The sequence below is a fragment of the Streptomyces neyagawaensis genome, assembly GCF_023516595.1.
Classification (GTDB): Bacteria; Actinomycetota; Actinomycetes; order Streptomycetales; family Streptomycetaceae; genus Streptomyces; species Streptomyces neyagawaensis.
In genome coordinates this window covers 1-18,872 of the sequence record NZ_JAMGBG010000013.1, presented here as the reverse complement: position 1 = coordinate 18,872, position 18,872 = coordinate 1, and the positions used below count along the sequence as shown (strand labels likewise).

Genomic DNA, 18,872 nt, shown 5'->3' with positions numbered 1-18,872 from the left:
GTGGGGTCAGTCGGGGGAGGTCAGCGCATCTTCCCGCCGCGCGGCATGCGCATGCCCTTGGGCATCGGGCCCTTGGGGAGCGGCATGTTGCTCATCAGGTCGCCCATGGCGCGGAGCCGGTCGTTGGTGGCGGTCACCTGAGGGCCGGACAGGACGCGGGGCAGCTTCAGCATGGTCGTGCGGAGCTTCTTCAGCTCGACCTGGCCCTCGCCGGTGCCCACGATCAGGTCGTGCACCGGCACGTCCACCACGATCCGGGCCATCTTCTTCTTCTCGGCGGCCAGCAGGCTCTTCACCCGGTTCGGGTTGCCCTCGGCGACCAGGACGATGCCGGCCTTGCCGACGGCCCGGTGGACCACGTCCTGGTTGCGGTTCATCGCGACCGCCGGGGTGGTCGTCCAGCCTCGGCCCACGTTGTCCAGTACCGCCGCGGCGGCACCCGGCTGGCCCTCCATCTGCCCGAAGGCGGCCCGCTCGGCCCGCCGTCCGAAGACGATCGCCGTCGCGAGGAAGGCGAGCAGGAGGCCCAGGATGCCGAGATAGATGGGGTGACCGATCAAGAAACCGATCGCGAGGAAGACACCGAAGGTGATGATTCCGACAGCCGCGAGTACAAGACCGATCTTCTTGTCGGCCTTGCGGGTCATCTTGTACGTCAGAGCGATCTGCTTGAGTCGCCCGGGGTTCGCAGCGTCCGCTGCGGGTTCCTTCCTCGCCATGGCACGAAGTCTACGTGTCCGGGGAAGCGAGGACGACGGCGGTGCCGGTGGGGTCCGGTGACCGGCGACGACGCGGGGGGAGCGGCGCCGGGCGGCGGCGGTGCCTCGGTGGTGCGGGGTCGTGCGGGAGCGGCCACGGTGTGCAGCCTCGGCGGCCACGGTGCGGCACCTGAGCGGCGGTCGCTGTGCGGCGCCTGAGCGGTCGCGGTGCGGATCGCGGTCGAGCCTTCGGGCGGTCGGCTCGTCCCCCGCTCACGGGGCCGTGGGTGGCCGGGGTGGTGCGTCAGCCGTGGAGCGTCACGAGGTGCGCGTGGAGACGGCGGCCTCGAGGACGCGCTCGGCCTCGACACGGTCCTTGGCGCGGCGGCGGTCCTCCAGGACGGAGGTCCAGGCGTTGCGGCGGGCGGTGCGCTGGCCGCTGCTGAGGAGCAGGGACTCCACGGCACGGAGTGCATCGGTGAACGACGGAATCGCGGTGGCGCGAACGGGCACGGCCTGCATGATGTGGTCCCCCCTAGGGATCGGGTGCACGGGGCGGATCTGTACCGGGTGTGAAACCAGGGTCACTGATTGGTGTTACCAGGGCGTGACCGACCGGTCAAACGCCCATGAAGCCTGGATTTGCGGCACTCAAACCTCAACGCGGCCCTGACAGTGCCCCCATCTGGGAGAACGGTCAGGGCCGCGCGCAATCGGCCATTACTGGCCAGTAGGTTCTTGTGCTCAGATTCACACGTTTGCCTGGCACTCCGTGCCACTCGACTGGCCGCATCATGTGTCGGCGCCTCGCCGCCGGGAGACGGCCTCCGGGGGCTCGGAACCGAGCCCCCGGGGTCGAGCGGGACGGTCGGACGGCGGCCGAGAGGGGACGGTCAGACGGCCTGCGACGCGACGTAGGTGCCGCGCTTCTCGACCGCCATCTGGTACAGCCGACCGGCGCGGTACGAGGAGCGGACCAGCGGGCCGGACATCACACCGGAGAAGCCGATCTCCTCGGCCTCCTCCTTCAGCTCCACGAACTCGTGCGGCTTGACCCAGCGCTCCACGGGGTGGTGCCGGACGCTCGGCCGCAGGTACTGGGTGATGGTCACCAGCTCGCAGCCCGCGTCGTGCAGCTGCTTGAGCGCCTCGCTGACCTCCTCGCGGGTCTCGCCCATGCCGAGGATCAGGTTGGACTTGGTGACCAGGCCGTAGTCGCGGGCCTCGGTGATGACCTTCAGGGAGCGCTCGTAGCGGAAGCCGGGGCGGATGCGCTTGAAGATGCGGGGGACGGTCTCGACGTTGTGCGCGAAGACCTCGGGGCGGGAGGCGAAGACCTCCTGGAGCAGCTCCGGTACGGCGTTGAAGTCCGGGGCGAGCAGCTCGACCTTGGTGTGGCCGCCCTCGCGGCCGGCGGTCTGCTGGTGGATCTGGCGGACCGTCTCCGCGTACAGCCAGGCGCCGCCGTCGGGAAGGTCGTCGCGCGCGACGCCGGTGATGGTGGCGTAGTTCAGGTCCATGGTGACCACGGACTCGCCGACGCGGCGGGGCTCGTCACGGTCGAGAGCCTCGGGCTTGCCGGTGTCGATCTGGCAGAAGTCGCAGCGGCGGGTGCACTGGTCACCGCCGATGAGGAAGGTCGCCTCGCGGTCCTCCCAGCACTCGTAGATGTTGGGACAGCCGGCTTCCTGGCAGACCGTGTGCAAGCCCTCGCTCTTCACGAGCTTCTGCATCGCGGTGTACTCGGGACCCATTTTCGCCCGGGTCTTGATCCACTCGGGCTTGCGCTCGATGGGGGTCTGGCTGTTGCGGACCTCCAGGCGCAGCATCTTGCGTCCGTCGGGTGAGACTGCGGACACATCGGCTCCCTGTAGCTTCGATTCTTCGGCGCACCCCAGGGTACGCCCGTGCTGTTGTCGCTCCCCGAGGTGGGCAACCTTCGGCTCTCGGGTCGCATTCCCCGGGCGGCGGGCTCCCGGTCCGCCGGGACCTCACGCCGACGCGCGTTCCACGACCCTCGGCTGGAGGTCGGCGTTCTCCAGTACGTCGCGCAGGTGCTTCTCGGCGACGGGGAGAACCTCGGCGATGGTGATGTCGCGGCCCACCTCCGTCGCGAGGGACGCGACGCCCGCGTCGCGGATCCCGCAGGGGATGATCCGGTCGAACCATCGGTTGTCGGGGTTCACGTTCAGCGCGAAGCCGTGCATCGTCACGCCCTTCGCCACCCGGATCCCGATCGCCGCGATCTTGCGGTCCTCGCGCCGCTGCCCCGCGTTGGACGGCGCGTACTCGGGACCGTTCAGCCGGGGGTCGAACTCGTCGTCGTGCATCCGGGGGTCGAGGTCCAGGGAGAGGCCGCCGAGCCGCTGCTCGACGGGGTCGCCCAGCACCCACACCCCGCTGCGGCCCTCCACCCGTGTCGTCTCCACGCCGAACTCGGCGCACGTGCGGATCAGGGCCTCCTCCAGGCGGCGCACATGGGCCACGACGTCCACCGGGCGCGGCAGCTTCTGGATCGGGTACCCGACGAGCTGGCCCGGCCCGTGCCAGGTGATCTTGCCGCCGCGGTCCACGTCGATGACGGGCGTGCCGTCCAGGGGGCGCTCGTTGTCGGCCGTGCGCCGGCCGGCCGTGTAGACGGGCGGGTGCTCCAGGAGCAGCACGGTGTCGGGGACCTCGTCGACGAAGCGCGCCGCGTGCACCCGGCGCTGCTCGTCCCAGGCCTCCTGGTACTCGACGGCCTCCGTGCCGAACCCCATGCGGACGAACCGCAACCCACTCACGGCAAGCGCCTCCCTCGGCGGTACGGCCGTGCGGCGGTACCGCGATAGCTCTGTCAGGCGCGTGACGCGCCCACGCCACTGTACGACCGTAGGACCGCGCGATGTTCGACGGCCGTCGCACCGGCGCACGGTGACGACCGCCGGCGTACGCCGCGCCCCCGCCCGTCAGCCATGCAGTCAATCCTCACACGATCGGATGAACCGACGCGGAAGTGTGCGATCGGGTGCTTACTCTCCGCTACATTCACGCCGTTCACAAGGCCGCAAAGGCTTCTCACCAGGCAATCCGGGCACCGCGCCGACACCCGGAAGGCAGGAGACCGCACCGCAGATGACGGAACGACCCGCGCAGCGCACCCCCAACCGCCAGCTCGCCGCCCTCATCGCAGAAGCGGGGTTCTCCAACGCGGGACTAGCGCGTCGTGTGGACCAGCTCGGTCTCGAACACGGCCTCGACCTCAGATACGACAAGACGTCGGTCACCCGCTGGCTGCGAGGCCAGCAGCCGAGGGGCACCACGCCCGCGCTCATCGCCGAGGTGTTCACCCGCCGCCTCGGCCGCAGGCTCACCGCACAGGACCTCGGTCTCGACGCCTGCGCCCCCGTGTACGCGGGGCTGGAGTTCGCCGCGACCCCCGAGGAGGCCATCGACATCGTCAGCGGTCTGTGGCGCAAGGACTCCGGCAGCCACGCCGAACTGCGGAAGATCGCCTTCACCCCGGCCGGACTCGTCGTCCCCAGCCGGGACTGGCTGATCGGCCGCGCCGACGACCGGGTGGGCCGGGGCGACCCGGCCGCCACCCGCGTTCCCCCGCAGGGCCGCCCGGCCGTCCCCCGGCAGCGCAGCCAGACCGAGCGGGGCCCCGGCCAGAGGGTCACCTCCGGGGACATCGCCGCCCTCCGCTCGGTCGGCGAACTCTTCCGCGCCCTCGACAACGCCTACGGCGGCGGCCACGCCCGCCAGGCCCTCGTGCGCTACCTGGAGCACGAGGCCGAGCCGATGCTGCGCGGCGCCTACGGCGAACAGGTCGGCCGGCGGCTCTTCGCGGCCGCCGCCGACCTCACCCGGCTCGCCGGCTGGACCTCGTACGACATCGGCGCCCACGGGCTCGCCCAGCGGTACTTCGTGCAGGCGCTGCGCCTGGCGCAGGCGGCGGGCGACCGGGCGTACGGGGCGTACGTCCTCATCACGATGAGCCGTCAGGCGGTCTACCTGGGGCACGGACGGGAGGCCGTGCAGCTCGCGCGCGTCGCCCAGCAGGGTGTCGGGTCCGCCGTGCCGCCGGTCGTGCAGTCGCTGCTGCACGCCGTCGAGGCCCGCGGACACGCGGTCCTCGGCGAGGTACGGGCCTCCACGGCCGCGCTGGTCCGCGCCGAACGGGCCCTGGAGGCCGCCCGCCCCGGCGACGAGGTCCCCTACTGGGCGCGCTTCTTCGACGAGGCCCAGCTCGCCGACGAGTTCGGGCACAGCCACCGCGACCTCCAGCAGTACCGCGCCGCCGCCCAGCACGCCGAGCGGTCGCTGCAACTGCGGGCACCCGCCTTCGCCCGCAGCCGCCTCTTCTGCCGGGTGGTGCTCGCCTCCGCCCGCCTCGGGCTCGGCGAGCTGGACCAGGCCTGCCAGTTGGGCGCGGAGGCCGCCGGGCAGGCCGCGGAGATGCGCTCGGTGCGCGCCGTGGAGTACGTCCGCGACTTCGAGCGCCGTCTGGAGCCGTACCGGGACGCCGCCCCGGTGAGGGGCTACCGGGACAAGGTGGCCGCCCTGGGATAGGGGGTGCGCGGCGGCCCGTGTGCCGCACGCTCAGGGGCGCCCGGAGGCCATCCGGGCGCCCCTCGCCGTGCCTCGTCAGGCGGCCGTCTCGAGTGCCTCCTCCATGGGGGTCGGGTGGGCGTCCAGGTCCGTGAGGACGGCGTGGGCGGCCCGGCGGGCGGAGTGGAGGGCGCCCTGGACGGTGCTGGTGTCGCGGTGGTCGCCGCAGACGTACAGACCGGCCAACAGCCGCACCGGGCGCCGCAGGTCGTGCGGCGCGGGCATCGCGGGCACGGCCTCGGGCTCGTGATGGACCGCCAGCAGCTCCCACCGGGCTGTGGACGTGCGGTACAGCCGGGCCAGTTGGGCGCGGACCGTGGCGTCCAGATGGGCCGCCTCCGGCGGTGTGCCGAGCACCGTGGAGGTGATGAGGGCACGGCCCGCCGGGGCCCGGGTCGGGTCGACCTGGCTGATGACCGCCGTGTGCGAGACGGGCCCGCCGCGGTCCGCGTCGAGCAGCAGTGCCCCGTCGCCCGACGGGGGTTCGTCGGTGGCGTGGTGCAGCACGGTCACCGGGTGGAAGTCCGGTACGCGCAGCCCCGGCAGCAGCTCGGCCGCGGACCGGGCGTCCGTGGCGAGGACCACGGCGCGGCAGGGGAGTTCACCGTGGTCGGCCGTCGTCACCGAGGTCGTGCTGATCGCGGTGGCCCTGACCCCGGTACGGACGGTGCCCGGCGGCAGGGCCGCAGCGAGCAGCTCCGGGAGGGTGTCCGCCCCGCCCTCCGGCAGACACAACCGGCCCGTCGCGAAGGCATGCAGGGCCAGATCGGCACAGCGGCTGGAGGTCCCCAGGGCCGGGTCCGCGAGCAGGGCGGCCAGCAGGGGCCGTACGAAGCCGTCGATCGTCCGGGTCGGGAAGCCGCGGGTCGCGAGGGCCTCGGCGATCGGGAGCTCGGGGCGGGTGGCGAGCCGTTCCGGCGCGGTCGCGGCGAGCCGGGCCAGCGCCATGGCCAGCCGGGACTGGTCGGCGGGGGCACCCAGCCGGCCCGGCCGGACACCCGCCGGCCGGCCCTGGAGGCGGCCCTGTGCGCGGCCTCCGTTCCGCGGCAACCTGGGGGCGCTTGCGAGGGCGCGCGCGGCTGTGAGTGCGCCCCTTGCGCTCCGTAGGGGCGGGGTGGCGCCGGCCCGGTGGTGGTGGCCGTCGGCGTACAGCAGGACGCCCGGGGCGAACGGGCGCAGGGGCAGGGTGTCCAGGCCCGGCGTGCGGCGCAGTTCGGGGTAGGACGTGGAGAGCAACTGGGCGGTGCGGTCGAGGCGGAAGCCGTCGATCTTCTCGGTCGACATCCGGCCGCCGATGGCGGGCGCGGCCTCCAGGACGGTGGTCGTCAGACCCGCCCTGGTCAGATGTCCGGCCGCGGCGAGGCCGGCCACGCCGGCTCCGACGACGATGACGTCCACGGTCTCCGTGTCCGCTGAGTACGTCGATTGGTACACCGACTCAAGCACGTGCCCCTCCCGAGGTCGCGCGGCTGCTGGGGACGTCATGCCCTCAACCGCCTTCTGGAATACCTGAGTTCGGGACGAGGGTGCGGCTTTCGGTGCTGACCGGGGAAGTCGCGCGTGACCCTCGCACGGGGGCATGGCCGGAAGGTGCGTGCGCCCGGCGTCCCCGCGACGCCACCGTGGTCCCACACCCACCGGCTCGGCCCGGTGGTGGGTGCGGGGCGCTCGCGGGAGGGCTGGGGCTTGTGGCGCGGCTCCCGCGCCCCTGGTGAGCCCTGGAGAGCGCCGGGCACGCCCCGGTCCGCCCGGGGGCGCCGGTCAACAACCCGGTCTGTCCAGGGGCGCTGCGCACGACCCGGCCTGTCCAGAGGCGGCCGGGCACCTCCCGCTCCGTGCTGGGGGCGGTCGGGCGCCGGGCGTCGCCGCCGCGGTCGGCGGTGCCTCAGTCCGTCTCGGCCGCGCGGATCGCCGCCTCGATGTCGGGGTGCGTGAACTCGAAGCCCGACTCCAGGAGCCGGGTCGGTACGGCGCGCGTACTGCCGAGGACATCGGACGAGACCCCGCCGAGGGCGAGCCGGAGGGCGGCCGCGGGCACGGGGAGGAGCGTGGGCCTGCGCAGCACCCTGCCCATCGCCGCCGTGATCTCCCCGTTGGTCCTCGGGTTCGGCGCCGTCAGATTGAACGGCCCGGACAGCGACGGCGTCTCCATGAGGTGGCGCAGCGCGGCGACCTCGTCATGGAGGGAGATGAAGCTCCAGTACTGCCGCCCGTCGCCCATCCGTCCGCCCACTCCGGCCTTGAACAGCGGGAACAGCGGCCCCCACGCGCCCCCGCCGCGCGCCACGACCAGCCCGGTCCGCGCGAACACCGTCCGTACCCCGGCGTCCGCCGCGGGCTTCGCCGCGGCCTCCCACTCCACGCACACCGACGGCAGGAACCCCGTCCCCGCCGGCGCCGACTCGTCCACGACTCGGTCGCCCGTGTCGCCGTAGAACCCGATCGCGCTGCCGGCCACGAAGACGCTCGGCGGTGCGTCGAGGGAGGCGACGGCCTCGGCGAGCACCTTCGTGCCGAGCACCCGGCTGCGCCGAATCGTCTCCTTGTACGCGTCGGTCCAGCGGCGCGAGGCGACTCCAGCGCCCGCGAGGTTCACGAGGGCCGCGCACCCCTCCAGTCCGGCCGCGTCGACCTGCTGGGCGTCCGGGTCCCAGCGGACCTCCTCCGCCGAGCGCGGCGCACGCCGCACGAGTCGGCGCACCTCGTACCCGTCGGCGGTGAGGGACCGGGACAAGGCCGAACCGATCAGGCCGGACGCCCCGGCGATCACCACACGGGAACCGGGCGCCACCGGCGCGTCTGTGTCCATGCCTCCCATTCTGCCCCTCGTACGGCGAATCAACGGAGCGGGCCCCCGCGGCCCGCCGTACGACCTCCCGATCCGTGCCGCGGGGCTGTCGCCGTGCGCCCCCGTACAGTTGTCCGTATGCCGCTACCCTTCATACGGGTCGCGACCTCCGACGACGAGGACGCGCTCGCCCGGCTCGACCGGGCCACGTGGTCGACGCTGCACTCGGTGCAGGAACGCCCCCGGCAGCCGTACAAGCCGTTCTTCGACGACCGGTTCGGCCCCGGGGACCATCTCGTCGCGGAACTCGGCGGCGACGTGGTCGGCTACCTCCGACTGGGCCGGCCCACCTCGCTGGACTGCAACGCGCATGTCCGCCAGATCCAGGGGCTCGCCGTGGCGGAAGAGGCGCGCGGGGCCGGGGTGGGGCGGGCGCTGGTGCGGGCCGCGCTGGAGGAGGCGCGCAGTCGGGGCGCCCGGCGGCTCACCCTGCGGGTCCTCGGCCACAACACCCCGGCCAGGAAGCTGTACGAGTCCGAGGGGTTCGTGGTGGAGGGCGTCCTGCCCGAGGAGTTCCTGCTCGACGGGGCCTACGTGGACGACGTGCTGATGGGCGTTCACCTCTGACGTGACGTGACGTGACGTCACGGCGACGCCCACGCCGACGGCATGCCACCGCCCTGATCCGGCGTCACAGGGTCGTGCCACCGTGCGCCGCGCATGACGGCGGGAAACCGCCCCTAGGACGTCACGAGTTCCCCGGTGTCCACCGCCTTCGTCGCGTTCGCCGCGCTGTTCGCCTCGGGGGCGACCTCGTCGACCGTCAGGACGTACCCCGTCTCCGCGTCGGACGTGGAGCGGGCGAAGACGACGCCGTAGACCTGGCCCTCGGTGGTGAGGAGGGGGCCGCCGGAGTTGCCGGGGCGGACGGTGGAGCGGATCGAGTAGATCTCGCGGGTGACCGCGTCCGTGTTGTAGATGTTCCGGCCGGTCGCGTCGATACGGCTGGCGACCGTGGCCGCCTGGAGGTCGAGCCCGCCGTCCTCCGGGTAACCGGCGACGACCGCCGCGTCACCCCGCGAGGCGGTGTCGTCGAAGCGGAGGACCGGCGCCTCCAGACCCGGCACATAGAGCACCGCGACATCCTTCTCCGGGTCGAAGAGCACGACCCGACCCTCGAACGCCCGGCCCACGCCGCCCACCCGCACACTCGGGTCGTCGATGCCCGCCACCACGTGCGCGTTCGTCATCACGTGCTCGCGCGCGTAGACGAAGCCGCTGCCCTCGCGGCCCTGTGTCCCCGCGACGCCCTCGATCTTGACCGTGCTGCGCTTGGCGGCGTTCGTCGCCGCGGCCGTCACGTTGTCCCCGGAGGGCTTGGCGACCTCGGCCGTCGCCTCGTTCTCGAACGGGTTGAAGACCTGGGGGAAGCCCGCCTCGGTCAGCGCGGACGTGGCGTTGGAGAACCAGGTCGGAGTGGTGTCCGGCATGGTGGTCTGCACGGCGCCCAGCAGCGCGGAGTTGCGGATCGAGTTGGTCACCAGCGGCGACGAGGACGCGCCGAGGACGCTCGCGGCCACCCACGCCACGATGAGCACGGCGATCGAGTTGGCCGCCGCCCCGCCTATGCCGTCGGCCACGCGCAGCGGGCTGCGGTCTATCTCCCGGCGCAGCCGCAGCGCCAGTCGGCCCGCCAGCTCGTGCCCGATCACACCCGGCACCAGCACGGTCAGCACCGCCGTGACCGTCGCCGCGGGGGTGCCCGGCTCCACCAGCTCCATCATCCACGGCAGCATCCAGACGCCCACCACCGCGCCGCCCACGAAACCGGCGAGGGACACACATCCCGCGACCAGGCCGCGACGGTAACCGGACGCCGCGTAGGCCAGGATCACCAGCATCAGCAGGATGTCGAGCACGTCCACTCCAGCGCCTCTCTCTTTGCGGGACCCAGTAGTACGCGTGGGGTGGGCGCAGTGATCAGTCACGCCCGCACGGCACGCCGGTGGCGTGCGGGAATCAGCCACCGGTACGCCCGTCCGCCTGAATCGTGAAAACGTCCCGGACCGGGATGATGGTTCCAATCCGTTCACCCGGGTGGCGCAACACACAAGGCGGCGGGGGCGCATCGGAGTGAGGCTCGGTGCATGCGTGTGTTCCGGAAGTCGCGGGGATCGCCACGACGTCGGCCACTCCGTGCGGGGCGGCGCCGAACACGGACTCCGCGCGGCCTCACGGTCGCGCGAATACGCGGTCCGCGCGGCGCCACCGCCGCGCGGACCACACCCGCCCCCCAGCCCGCCCGCCATCGGGGCACCCGACGCGGGCGTCCCCGCCCGCCGCGCCCCGTCCTCCTCGCGCTGGCCTGTCTGCCCGGCGTCGCCGCCGTTCTCGCGCTGGTGCTGTGCGCGATCGGCGTGGACGGCGCGGGCGGCCGTGCCCCCAGCCCCGTGGCGGCCCGGCCCTCCCAGTCGCACCCGTCGCACCAGGCGCCCCGGCCGCCCATCGTGCCGAGGAGCCGCTGGCTCGCCGGGGACGGCCGCAGCCAGCCGCCCGCCCGCTACGACGACCAGGTCGCCGCCGTCTTCATCCACCACACGGACTCACCGAACGGCTACGACTGCGCCGACGCGCCCCGCATCATCCGCTACCTGTACGCCGGCCAGACCGGCACCCGCGAGTGGGACGACATCGGCTACAACTTCCTCGTCGACCGCTGCGGCACCATCTACGAGGGCCGGGCGGGCGGCGTCGACCGCCCCGTCACCGGCGCCCACACCCAGGGCTTCAACCACCGCACGGCCGGTATCGCCGCCCTCGGCACCTTCACCGCCGGTGTCCCCGTCCCCCAGGCCATGACCGACGCGATCGCCGCCCTCGTCGCCTGGAAGCTCGGCCTCTCCGACAGCGACCCCCGCGGCAGTGTGCGCCTCACCTCCAGCAACAGCCGCAGCCGCTACGCCGCCGGCACCACCGTCCTGCTGCCCACCCTCGCGGGACACAGCGACGGCTACATGACCAGCTGCCCGGGCGCGGCCCTCGCCGAACGCCTGCCCGCCATCAGGGAACTGGCGGCCCGTCTCCAGGGCCGGTCGTGACCCCGGCCGCGCGGCCGGTCCGGATCTCATGAGGTTCACAGACAGCCCGCCGCGATCGCACAGACTCCTCCCAGAACCCCGCCCTACCGTCGTCGTGTCACGTCGACCGGAGGTGGGGAACATGATCGGCAACCGTACGAAGAGCCCGGCGCGCGCCGCGCGGCGCACCTGGTCCGCCGCCCTGCGCAGCTCCTGGACGGTGGCCTGCGCGGCGGCCGTGGTCGTGCTCGGCCCGACCGCCGTCACCGCCTCCGCGCTGGAGCGCGCCAACTCGGCCCCGCCGCACGGGGCGTCCGCGCCCGCACACCCGGCACGCGGCCATGAGGGGGAGCCTCAGGAGTCCCGGACGTACACCGCCGAGCAGACCCCCGTCCCTTTGCCGCGCACCCGCAGCCGGGGTGTCAGGGCCTGAAACGCTCCCAGAGCTTCGGGTAGCGCTCGGCGAGCGCGGACTCGTCCTCGAAGTCGACCGGGGTGCCCTCCGGCTCGCCGGGCGCGGGCGGAATGCCGAGGTCCGGCGCGACGAGGCCGGTGAGCTGCTCGTACGCCTCGTCGGCGGCGTACCCCAGCTCCTCGCCGTCCCCGTCGATCTCCTCGTCGAAGTCGCCCAGCAAATCGGCGAGCGCGTCCGGGTCGTGCACCGCGCCCTCGAAGACCTCCCGGCCCTGGCCGATCAGCCAGCACCGGAAGAAGTCGAACGCGTCGTCGCTCGCGCCGTCGAGCAGCACCCAGGCGGCGCCCCACAGGTCCCAGGTGTAGGCGCGGTTGTAGCGGGACTCGAAGTGGCGGGCGAAGTCGAGCACCGCCTCCGGGTCCAGTCGGCCGAGCCGTTCCACGAGCAGGTCGGCCTGGTCCTCCGGGTCGCCCTCGGCTTCCTCCCGGGTCGTGTCCACCAGCTCCCAGAACTCCGTCTCGTCCATCACGGGTCCAGCATCGGGCCTCAGGGGGCCGGATGCACGTGGAGGACCACGGATCGGCCACGCCCGCCGACGCGCCCCGACGGCCCGCGCGGCCCTCTCAGCCCCGCGCCGCTCCCCGGTACAGCTCGGCGAGCCGCCGCGCGTCCTCCGCGAAACGGCTCCGCAGGCTTTCCGGCGCGAGCACCTCGACCTCGGCCCCGAGCGCCGTGAGCTGCGTGCGGGCCACGTCCTCCGACTCGACCCGGAGCGTCACGGTCGTCCAGCCGTGCGCGTCGGGGGCGTCGTCCGTCGCCGCGAGGGCGTCCCGCGCCGACACGGGATCGACGACGTGCGGCAGCCTCCGCACGCCCTCCGCGGACAGCCGTACGACGACCTCGGCGTGCAGGATCGAGCGGGCGAAACGTTCCGCCTGATGGTCCCAGTACGCCGGCAGATCGAAGTCCTCGTCGCGCGTGAAGCGGGTGTCCTCGGTCTCGACGGTGCTGAACCGGTCGATGCGGTACGTACGGAACGGAGCGGAACGGGTGTCCGAGCCGGGGTGTGCGCGGGCGTCGGGGCGGCCCGGAGTGTCGCGGCCGGGGCGGGCGCCGGGGACGGAAGGGGCGGAGGGAGCGGCGGAGTCGGCGACGCGGGCGCACAGGTACCAGATGCCGGCCTTGAGGACGAGACCGTACGGCTCCAGCCGCCGTTCGACCTCGGTGTCGCCCCTGCGATAGCGCGCCGTGATCCGTCGGTCGTCCCACACGGCGTCCGCGACGACGGGCAGCAGCTCCGGGGTCTTCGGCTCCTTGAACCAGCTGGGCGCGTCGAGGTGGAACCGCTGCGACGCCGTGCGCGAGGCGTCGCGGAGGGAGGGGAGGAGGGCCGCCGACACCTTCAGGCGGGCGGCGGACGCGGCGTCCTCCAGGCCCATCTCGCGCAGGGCCCCCGGAACGCCGCTGAGGAACAGCGCCTCGGCCTCGCTGCGGGCGAGACCGGTCAGCCGGGTGCGGTAACCGCCGATCAGCCGGTAGCCACCGGCCCGCCCGCGATCCGCGTACACGGGGACCCCGGCCTCCGAGAGGGCCTGGGCGTCCCGGGTGACCGTGCGCTCGGACACCTCCAGCTCACGGGCCAGCTCGGCGGCGGTCATGGAGGGGCGGGACTGGAGAAGCAGCACCATCTTGATGAGCCGGGCAGCGCGCATGGGGTCATCATGCCGGGCCCTCCGGGGGGAGGGCGGTGGGGGTGCGTTGTCGGGTGCGGGTGCGTGGGGGCTGGTCGCGCAGTTCCCCGCGCCCCTGAAAAGCGTCCGGGGCTGCGCCCGTGCTTTTCAGGGATGAAGGGCGGGCCGCAGGCCCGTTCCCTTCAGGGGCGCGGGGAACTGCGCGATAAACCACGAACCACCCGCAGCCGCCGACGGACGGGCGCCCCCCATTCAGAAGGCGCCCGGCAGCCTCACAGCCCGTACTTCTCGCGGGCCTCCTTCACCGCCGCCGCCCGGGTCTCCCCCCGCTTCGCCAGCTGCGCGAGCGCCGCCACGACGATGGACTGCGCGTCGACACCGAAGTGTCGGCGGGCCGCCTCGCGGGTGTCGGAGAGACCGAAGCCGTCGGCGCCGAGGGAGGAGTAGTCCTGCTCGACCCACTGGGCGATCTGGTCGGGAACCTGGCGCATGTAGTCGGACACGGCCAGGACCGGACCCTCGGCGCCCTGGAGCGCCTGGCGGACGTACGGGACGCGCTCCTCGCCGCGCAGCAGCGCCGCGTCGGCCTCCAGGGCGTCCCTGCGCAGCTCGCTCCAGGACGTCGCGGACCACACGTCGGCCGCGATCCCCCACTCCTCGGCGAGGAGCTTCTGCGCCTCAAGGGCCCAGTGGATGGCCGTACCGGAACCCAGCAGCTGGATGCGCGGGGCGTTCGCCGGGACGGTCACGCCCGCGGACTCGGCCGTGTTGAAGCGGTACAGGCCCTTGACGATGCCCTCGTCGATACCGAGACCGGCCGGCTTCGCGGGCTGCGGAAGCGGCTCGTTGTAGACGGTCAGGTAGTAGAAGACGTTCGGGTCCTCACCGGGCGCGGCCTCGCCGTACATCCGGCGCAGACCGTCCTTCACGATCGTCGCGACCTCGTACGCGAAGGCCGGGTCGTACGTGAGGGCGGCCGGGTTGGTCGCCGCGATGACCGGCGAGTGACCGTCCGCGTGCTGCAGGCCCTCGCCCGTCAGCGTCGTACGGCCGGCGGTCGCGCCGACGAGGAAGCCGCGGCCGAGCTGGTCGCCGAGCTGCCACATCTGGTCGGCCGTGCGCTGCCAGCCGAACATCGAGTAGAAGATGTAGAACGGGATCATCGCTTCGCCGTGCGTGGAGTACGCGGTCGACGCGGCGATGAAGTCGGCCATCGAACCGGCCTCGGTGATCCCCTCGTTGAGGATCTGGCCGTTCTCGGCCTCCTTGTAGTACATCAGCTGGTCGCGGTCGACCGGCTCGTACGTCTGGCCCTTGGGCGAGTAGATCCCGAGGGACGGGAACAGCGACTCCATGCCGAAGGTGCGCGCCTCGTCCGGGACGATCGGCACCCAGCGCTTGCCCGTCTCCTTGTCGCGGACCAGGTCCTTGATCAGGCGGACGAACGCCATGGTGGTGGCCACGTTCTGGGAGCCGGAGCCCTTGTCGAAGGAGGCGAAGGCCTTCTCGGCGGGGGCGGGCAGCGGCGCCACAGGGTGGACGCGGCGGGCCGGGGCGGGGCCGCCGAGGGCGGCGCGGCGCTCCTGGAGGTAGCGGACCTCGGCGGAGTCGGCGCCCGGGTGGCCGTAGGGCACGACGCCGTCGACGAAGTCGCTGTCCTTGATCGGCAGGTCGAGCAGGTCCCGCATCGTCTTGAACTCGTCCACCGAGAGCTTCTTCATCTGGTGGTTGGCGTTCTTCGACGCGAAGCCCTCACCGAGGGTGTGGCCCTTGACGGTCTGGGCCAGGATCACGGTCGGCGCGCCCTTGAACTCGACGGCCGCCTTGTACGCGGCGTACACCTTGCGCGCCTCGTGACCACCGCGGGAGAGGTGGAAGCACTCCTGGATCTTGTCGTCGCTCAGCAGCTTCGCCATCTCGACGAGCGCCGGGTCCTTGCCGAAGAAGTCCTGGCGGATGTAGGCGGCGTCGCGGGTCTGGTACGTCTGGACCTGCGCGTCCGGTACCTCACGCAGCCGGCGTACGAGCGCGCCGGTGGTGTCGAGGGCGAACAGCTCGTCCCAGGCCGTGCCCCACAGGGTCTTGACGACGTTCCAGCCGGCGCCGCGGAACTGGGCCTCCAGCTCCTGCACGATCTTGAAGTTGGCGCGGACCGGGCCGTCGAGACGCTGCAGGTTGCAGTTGATGACGAAGGTCAGGTTGTCGAGGCCCTCGCGGGAGGCGAGCGCGAGTGCCGCCGTCGACTCGGGCTCGTCCATCTCGCCGTCGCCGAGGAACGCCCAGACGTGGGAGGCCGAGACGTCCTTGATGCCGCGGTTGGTGAGATAGCGGTTGAAGCGCGCCTGGTAGATGGCGGAGAGCGGGCCGAGGCCCATGCTCACCGTCGGGAACTCCCACAGCCAGGGCAGCCGCCGCGGGTGCGGGTACGACGGGAGACCGTTGCCTGCGGACTCGCGGCGGAAGTTGTCGAGGTGGGCCTCGTTCAGCCGGCCGTCGAGGAAGGCGCGGGCGTAGATGCCGGGGGAGGCGTGGCCCTGGATGTAGAGCTGGTCGCCGGAACCGTCGGCTTCCTTGCCCTTGAAGAAGTGGTTGAAGCCCGTCTCGTAGAGCCAGGCGGCGGAGGCGAAGGTGGCGATGTGGCCGCCGACGCCGTACTTGGAGCCACGGGTCACCATCGCGGCCGCGTTCCAGCGGTTCCACGCGGTGATACGGCGCTCCAACGCTTCGTCACCGGGGACGCCCGGCTCGGCGGCGGTGGGGATGGTGTTGACGTAGTCCGTCTCGAGCAGCTTGGGCAGCGCGATGCCGTTGCCCTCGGCGCGCTCCAGGGTGCGACGCATCAGGTACGCGGCACGGTGCGGGCCGGCCGCCTTGGTGACGGCGTCCAGCGAGGCCTGCCATTCGGCGGTCTCCTCCGGATCCCGGTCGGGGAGCTGGTCGAGCGCGCTCGGCTGGATGGCGTTGGGGTCGGTCATTGCGCCGCCTTCCTCAGTCGAAGGGGGTTCCCTCATCGGTAAGGGTTCAGGGGTGCCCTTGGTCTTTGGCAGGACAGGGCTGGGGCTTCGGTGGAAGCCCGTCGGCGACTGTAACCCGCTGATCGATGATCGATCAAAGGGTTCTTTAGCAAAACCTCTTGATCACGAGAAAGTCGGCACGGGGTGCCTTCAGCGGAGACACCGGGTGCCGTTGTGAGCCGGGGTTTTCGCAGGTGGGGCGGCGTTTGAGCGGGGGTGCGCCCAATAGATCGGGGGCGCGCTCTCGGGGGCGGCTGCGGGTGAGTGGGGGCTGGTCGCGCCCACCCGGCGGAGCCGCATGTGTCACTGCCCCGCGCCCCTGAAAAGCGACCGGGGCTGCGCCCCGTGCTTTTCAACGGCGCCCATCCGATCGCAACGGCGACACCCGATGAAGGCCGGGCCGCAGGCCCAAGCCTTCAGGGCGCGGGGAACTGCGCGACAAGCCCCCACCGACCCGCAGCCGAGAACGGACCCGCAAAGCCCACCGACCCGCAGCCGAGAACGGACCCGCAAAGCCCGCCCACCCGCAGCCGAGAACGGACCCGGACGGACCCGCAGACCCCACCCGCCCGCAGCCGAGAACGGACCCAGGACGGACCCGCAGACCCCACCCGCCCGCGGCCGAAAACGCACCCCCCGGCGGCCCCGGAACCGCTACGCCGGCTCGTCGTCGGTGTGCGGGGCGCAGCCCAACACGTGGGCCTTGACCAGGTCCGCGATCCGCGGATCCCGGCGGCGGAACGCGGCGACCAACTCCTCGTGCTCCTCCGCGTAGGACTGCTGCACCGTGCCGAGCCAGCGGATGCTGAGCGCCGTGAAGACCTCGATGCCGAGGCCCTCCCAGGTGTGCAGCAGGACGGAGTTGCCGGCGGCTCGGACCAGCTCGCGGTGGAAGGCGACGGTGTGCCGTACCTGGGACGTGCCGTCGGAGTTGCGGTCCGCCTCGTAGAGCGCGGCGACATGCGGCTCCAGCGCCGAGCAGTCCTCCGCCAGCCGCTCGGCCGCCAGCTCCGCCGCGATCGCCTCCAGACCGGCCCTGACCGGGTAACTCTCCTCCAGATCGGCCGCCGTGAGGTTCCGCACCCGTACGCCCTTGTTCGGCGCGGACTCGATCAACCGCAGCGACTCCAGCTCGCGCAGCGCCTCCCGCACGGGCGTCTGGCTGACCTCCAGCTCCGTCGCGATCCGCCGCTCCACGATCCGCTCACCCGGCTTCCAGCGCCCGCTCACGATCCCCTCCACGATGTGCTCGCGGATCTGTTCGCGCAGCGAGTGGACGACGGGCGCGGAGGTCATGCGGGCTCCTTCGGCGGGGGACTGAGCCCCAAGGGCGTTGACCCATAGACAATAAAGCCGCGACGCCGCCCGTGAGGGGCGCACGGGGGCCCTTTCTCGCAGGTGAGACGAGACTTACACGCGCCCATGGTGGACCCGTCTGTAAAGACCCGTACCGGCCGAGCTGCGAAGCCGCCACGGGCGGGCCGCCCCCGAAAACAGCGGTGCCCGCCCGGAAGCTCCGGACGGGCACCGTCGTACTGCGGTGGCGGACCCTTACAGGCCGAGCTCGACCTCGAACTCGCCCGCCTCCAGGATCGCCTTGACCGCCGTCAGGTAACGGGCCGCGTCGGCGCCGTCGACCAGGCGGTGGTCGTAGGAGAGGGTCAGGTAGGTCATGTCGCGGACGCCGATGACCGTGCCCTCCTCCGTCTCGATCACGGCGGGGCGCTTGACCGTGGCGCCGATGCCGAGGATCGCGACCTGGTTCGGCGGCACGATGATCGTGTCGAAGAGCGCGCCGCGCGAGCCGGTGTTGGAGATGGTGAAGGTCGCGCCGGACAGCTCGTCCGGAGTGATCTTGTTGGCCCGGACCTTGCCCGCCAGGTCGGCGGTGGCCTTGGCGATGCCGGCGATGTTGAGGTCGCCCGCGTGCTTGATGACCGGGGTCATCAGGCCCTTCTCGGAATCCACGGCGATGCCGATGTTCTCCGTGTCGAAGTACGTGATGGTGCCCTCGGCCTCGTTGATCCGGGCGTTGATGGCCGGGTGGGCCTTCAGCGCCTGGGCCGCCGCCTTCACGAAGAACGGCATCGGGGAGAGCTTCACACCCTCGCGGGCCGCGAAGGAGTCCTTCGCCTTGGCACGCAGCTTCATCAGACGGGTCACGTCGACCTCGACGACCGAGGACAGCTGCGCCTGCTCGTGCAGCGCCTTGACCATGTTGTCGCCGATGACCTTGCGGATGCGCGGCATCTTGATGGTCTGGCCGCGGAGGGGGGATGCCTCCAGGACCGGGGCCTTCTTCGACGCGGCGGCAGCCGGAGCCGCGGCGGCCGGGGCCGGGGCGGCGGCAGCGGCCTTCGCGGCCTCGGCGGCGGCGATGACGTCCTGCTTGCGGATACGACCGCCGACACCGGTGCCCTTGACGGACGCCAGGTCGACACCGTTCTCCGCGGCGAGCTTGCGGACCAGCGGGGTCACGTACGCACCCTCGTCCGTCGCCTTGGCGGCGGCCGGGGCGGCAGCGGCCGGAGCCGGGGTCACCGGGGCGGGCGCCGGAGCCGGAGCGGCCGGGGCAGCGGCGGCGGGCGCCGGGGCC

16 protein-coding genes are annotated in these 18,872 nt (G+C 72.6%); 4 read left to right on the top strand and 12 right to left on the bottom strand.

Annotated features, from left to right (window positions below):
• Window positions 1-20: 20 nt before the first annotated feature.
• The 4 genes from M8J73_RS08335 to lipB form a co-directional block, all read right to left on the bottom strand.
• Entirely contained in the window at window positions 21-719 is a 699-nt protein-coding gene (locus M8J73_RS08335) for a DUF4191 domain-containing protein (protein WP_055537039.1), read from the bottom strand.
• 297 nt (window positions 720-1,016) lie between these two features.
• A complete protein-coding gene (locus M8J73_RS08330) occupies window positions 1,017-1,220 on the bottom strand; it encodes an SCO2195 family GlnR-regulated protein (RefSeq protein ID WP_055537038.1) in 204 nt (67 codons plus the stop codon).
• 371 nt (window positions 1,221-1,591) lie between these two features.
• A complete protein-coding gene (lipA, locus tag M8J73_RS08325) occupies window positions 1,592-2,557 on the bottom strand; it encodes a lipoyl synthase (protein ID WP_055537037.1) in 966 nt (321 codons plus the stop codon).
• Window positions 2,558-2,689: 132 nt separating this feature from the next.
• Entirely contained in the window at window positions 2,690-3,481 is a 792-nt protein-coding gene (gene lipB, locus M8J73_RS08320; protein ID WP_055537036.1) for a lipoyl(octanoyl) transferase LipB, read from the bottom strand.
• Window positions 3,482-3,812: 331 nt separating this feature from the next.
• Between lipB and M8J73_RS08315 the strand changes: the two genes are divergently transcribed.
• On the top strand, window positions 3,813-5,252 hold the full coding sequence (locus tag M8J73_RS08315; protein WP_055537035.1) for an NsdA family TPR-like regulatory protein: 1,440 nt from the start codon (window positions 3,813-3,815) through the stop codon (window positions 5,250-5,252).
• 75 nt (window positions 5,253-5,327) lie between these two features.
• Here the strand turns inward: M8J73_RS08315 and M8J73_RS08310 are convergent, their stop codons facing one another.
• Together M8J73_RS08310 and M8J73_RS08305 are read right to left on the bottom strand one after the other, a co-directional pair.
• Entirely contained in the window at window positions 5,328-6,737 is a 1,410-nt protein-coding gene (locus M8J73_RS08310) for an NAD(P)/FAD-dependent oxidoreductase (RefSeq protein WP_055537034.1), read from the bottom strand.
• 439 nt (window positions 6,738-7,176) lie between these two features.
• On the bottom strand, window positions 7,177-8,100 hold the full coding sequence (locus M8J73_RS08305) for a TIGR01777 family oxidoreductase (RefSeq protein WP_055537033.1): 924 nt from the start codon (window positions 8,098-8,100) through the stop codon (window positions 7,177-7,179).
• A gap of 117 nt (window positions 8,101-8,217) precedes the next feature.
• Here M8J73_RS08305 and M8J73_RS08300 point away from each other — a divergent pair, with 117 nt between their 5' ends.
• Window positions 8,218-8,706: a GNAT family N-acetyltransferase gene (locus M8J73_RS08300; RefSeq protein WP_055537032.1), complete on the top strand. Its 489-nt coding sequence runs from the start codon at window positions 8,218-8,220 to the stop codon at window positions 8,704-8,706.
• 113 nt (window positions 8,707-8,819) lie between these two features.
• Here M8J73_RS08300 and M8J73_RS08295 read toward each other — a convergent pair whose 3' ends face one another.
• On the bottom strand, window positions 8,820-10,004 hold the full coding sequence (locus tag M8J73_RS08295; RefSeq protein ID WP_055537031.1) for a MarP family serine protease: 1,185 nt from the start codon (window positions 10,002-10,004) through the stop codon (window positions 8,820-8,822).
• A 222-nt stretch (window positions 10,005-10,226) separates the two neighbouring features.
• On the opposite strand from M8J73_RS08295, the gene M8J73_RS08290 reads away from it, so the two are divergent.
• A complete protein-coding gene (locus tag M8J73_RS08290) occupies window positions 10,227-11,177 on the top strand; it encodes a peptidoglycan recognition protein family protein (protein ID WP_372503914.1) in 951 nt (316 codons plus the stop codon).
• Between the two features lie 121 nt (window positions 11,178-11,298).
• Entirely contained in the window at window positions 11,299-11,589 is a 291-nt protein-coding gene (locus M8J73_RS08285; RefSeq protein ID WP_055542225.1) for a hypothetical protein, read from the top strand.
• Here M8J73_RS08285 and M8J73_RS08280 read toward each other — a convergent pair.
• From M8J73_RS08280 to sucB, 5 genes are all read right to left on the bottom strand, one after another.
• Window positions 11,579-12,097, bottom strand: coding sequence for a DUF4240 domain-containing protein (locus M8J73_RS08280; RefSeq protein WP_055542224.1), 519 nt, complete (start codon window positions 12,095-12,097; stop codon window positions 11,579-11,581). The genes M8J73_RS08285 and M8J73_RS08280 overlap by 11 nt on opposite strands.
• Window positions 12,098-12,194: 97 nt before the next feature.
• Entirely contained in the window at window positions 12,195-13,283 is a 1,089-nt protein-coding gene (locus M8J73_RS08275) for a helix-turn-helix transcriptional regulator (RefSeq protein WP_249828405.1), read from the bottom strand.
• 251 nt (window positions 13,284-13,534) lie between these two features.
• On the bottom strand, window positions 13,535-16,237 hold the full coding sequence (aceE, locus tag M8J73_RS08270; RefSeq protein ID WP_249828404.1) for a pyruvate dehydrogenase (acetyl-transferring), homodimeric type: 2,703 nt from the start codon (window positions 16,235-16,237) through the stop codon (window positions 13,535-13,537).
• Window positions 16,238-16,930: 693 nt separating this feature from the next.
• On the bottom strand, window positions 16,931-17,572 hold the full coding sequence (locus M8J73_RS08265; RefSeq protein WP_055542388.1) for a GntR family transcriptional regulator: 642 nt from the start codon (window positions 17,570-17,572) through the stop codon (window positions 16,931-16,933).
• A gap of 255 nt (window positions 17,573-17,827) precedes the next feature.
• A partial coding sequence (gene sucB, locus M8J73_RS08260; RefSeq protein ID WP_249828403.1) for a 2-oxoglutarate dehydrogenase, E2 component, dihydrolipoamide succinyltransferase occupies window positions 17,828-18,872 on the bottom strand: 1,045 nt, incomplete at its 5' end.

Excerpts from the sequence above, each read along its gene's own strand:
- M8J73_RS08335 (WP_055537039.1), bottom strand. The coding sequence starts at position 719 with ATGGCGAGGAAGGAACCCGCAGCGGACGCTGCGAACCCCGGGCGACTC.
- M8J73_RS08330 (WP_055537038.1), bottom strand. The coding sequence starts at position 1,220 with ATGCAGGCCGTGCCCGTTCGCGCCACCGCGATTCCGTCGTTCACCGAT.
- M8J73_RS08315 (WP_055537035.1), top strand. The coding sequence starts at position 3,813 with ATGACGGAACGACCCGCGCAGCGCACCCCCAACCGCCAGCTCGCCGCC.
- M8J73_RS08305 (WP_055537033.1), bottom strand. The coding sequence starts at position 8,100 with ATGGACACAGACGCGCCGGTGGCGCCCGGTTCCCGTGTGGTGATCGCC.
- M8J73_RS08300 (WP_055537032.1), top strand. The coding sequence starts at position 8,218 with ATGCCGCTACCCTTCATACGGGTCGCGACCTCCGACGACGAGGACGCG.
- M8J73_RS08290 (WP_372503914.1), top strand. The coding sequence starts at position 10,227 with ATGCGTGTGTTCCGGAAGTCGCGGGGATCGCCACGACGTCGGCCACTC.
- M8J73_RS08285 (WP_055542225.1), top strand. The coding sequence starts at position 11,299 with ATGATCGGCAACCGTACGAAGAGCCCGGCGCGCGCCGCGCGGCGCACC.
- M8J73_RS08280 (WP_055542224.1), bottom strand. The coding sequence starts at position 12,097 with ATGGACGAGACGGAGTTCTGGGAGCTGGTGGACACGACCCGGGAGGAA.
- M8J73_RS08275 (WP_249828405.1), bottom strand. The coding sequence starts at position 13,283 with ATGCGCGCTGCCCGGCTCATCAAGATGGTGCTGCTTCTCCAGTCCCGC.
- aceE (WP_249828404.1), bottom strand. The coding sequence starts at position 16,237 with ATGACCGACCCCAACGCCATCCAGCCGAGCGCGCTCGACCAGCTCCCC.
- M8J73_RS08265 (WP_055542388.1), bottom strand. The coding sequence starts at position 17,572 with ATGACCTCCGCGCCCGTCGTCCACTCGCTGCGCGAACAGATCCGCGAG.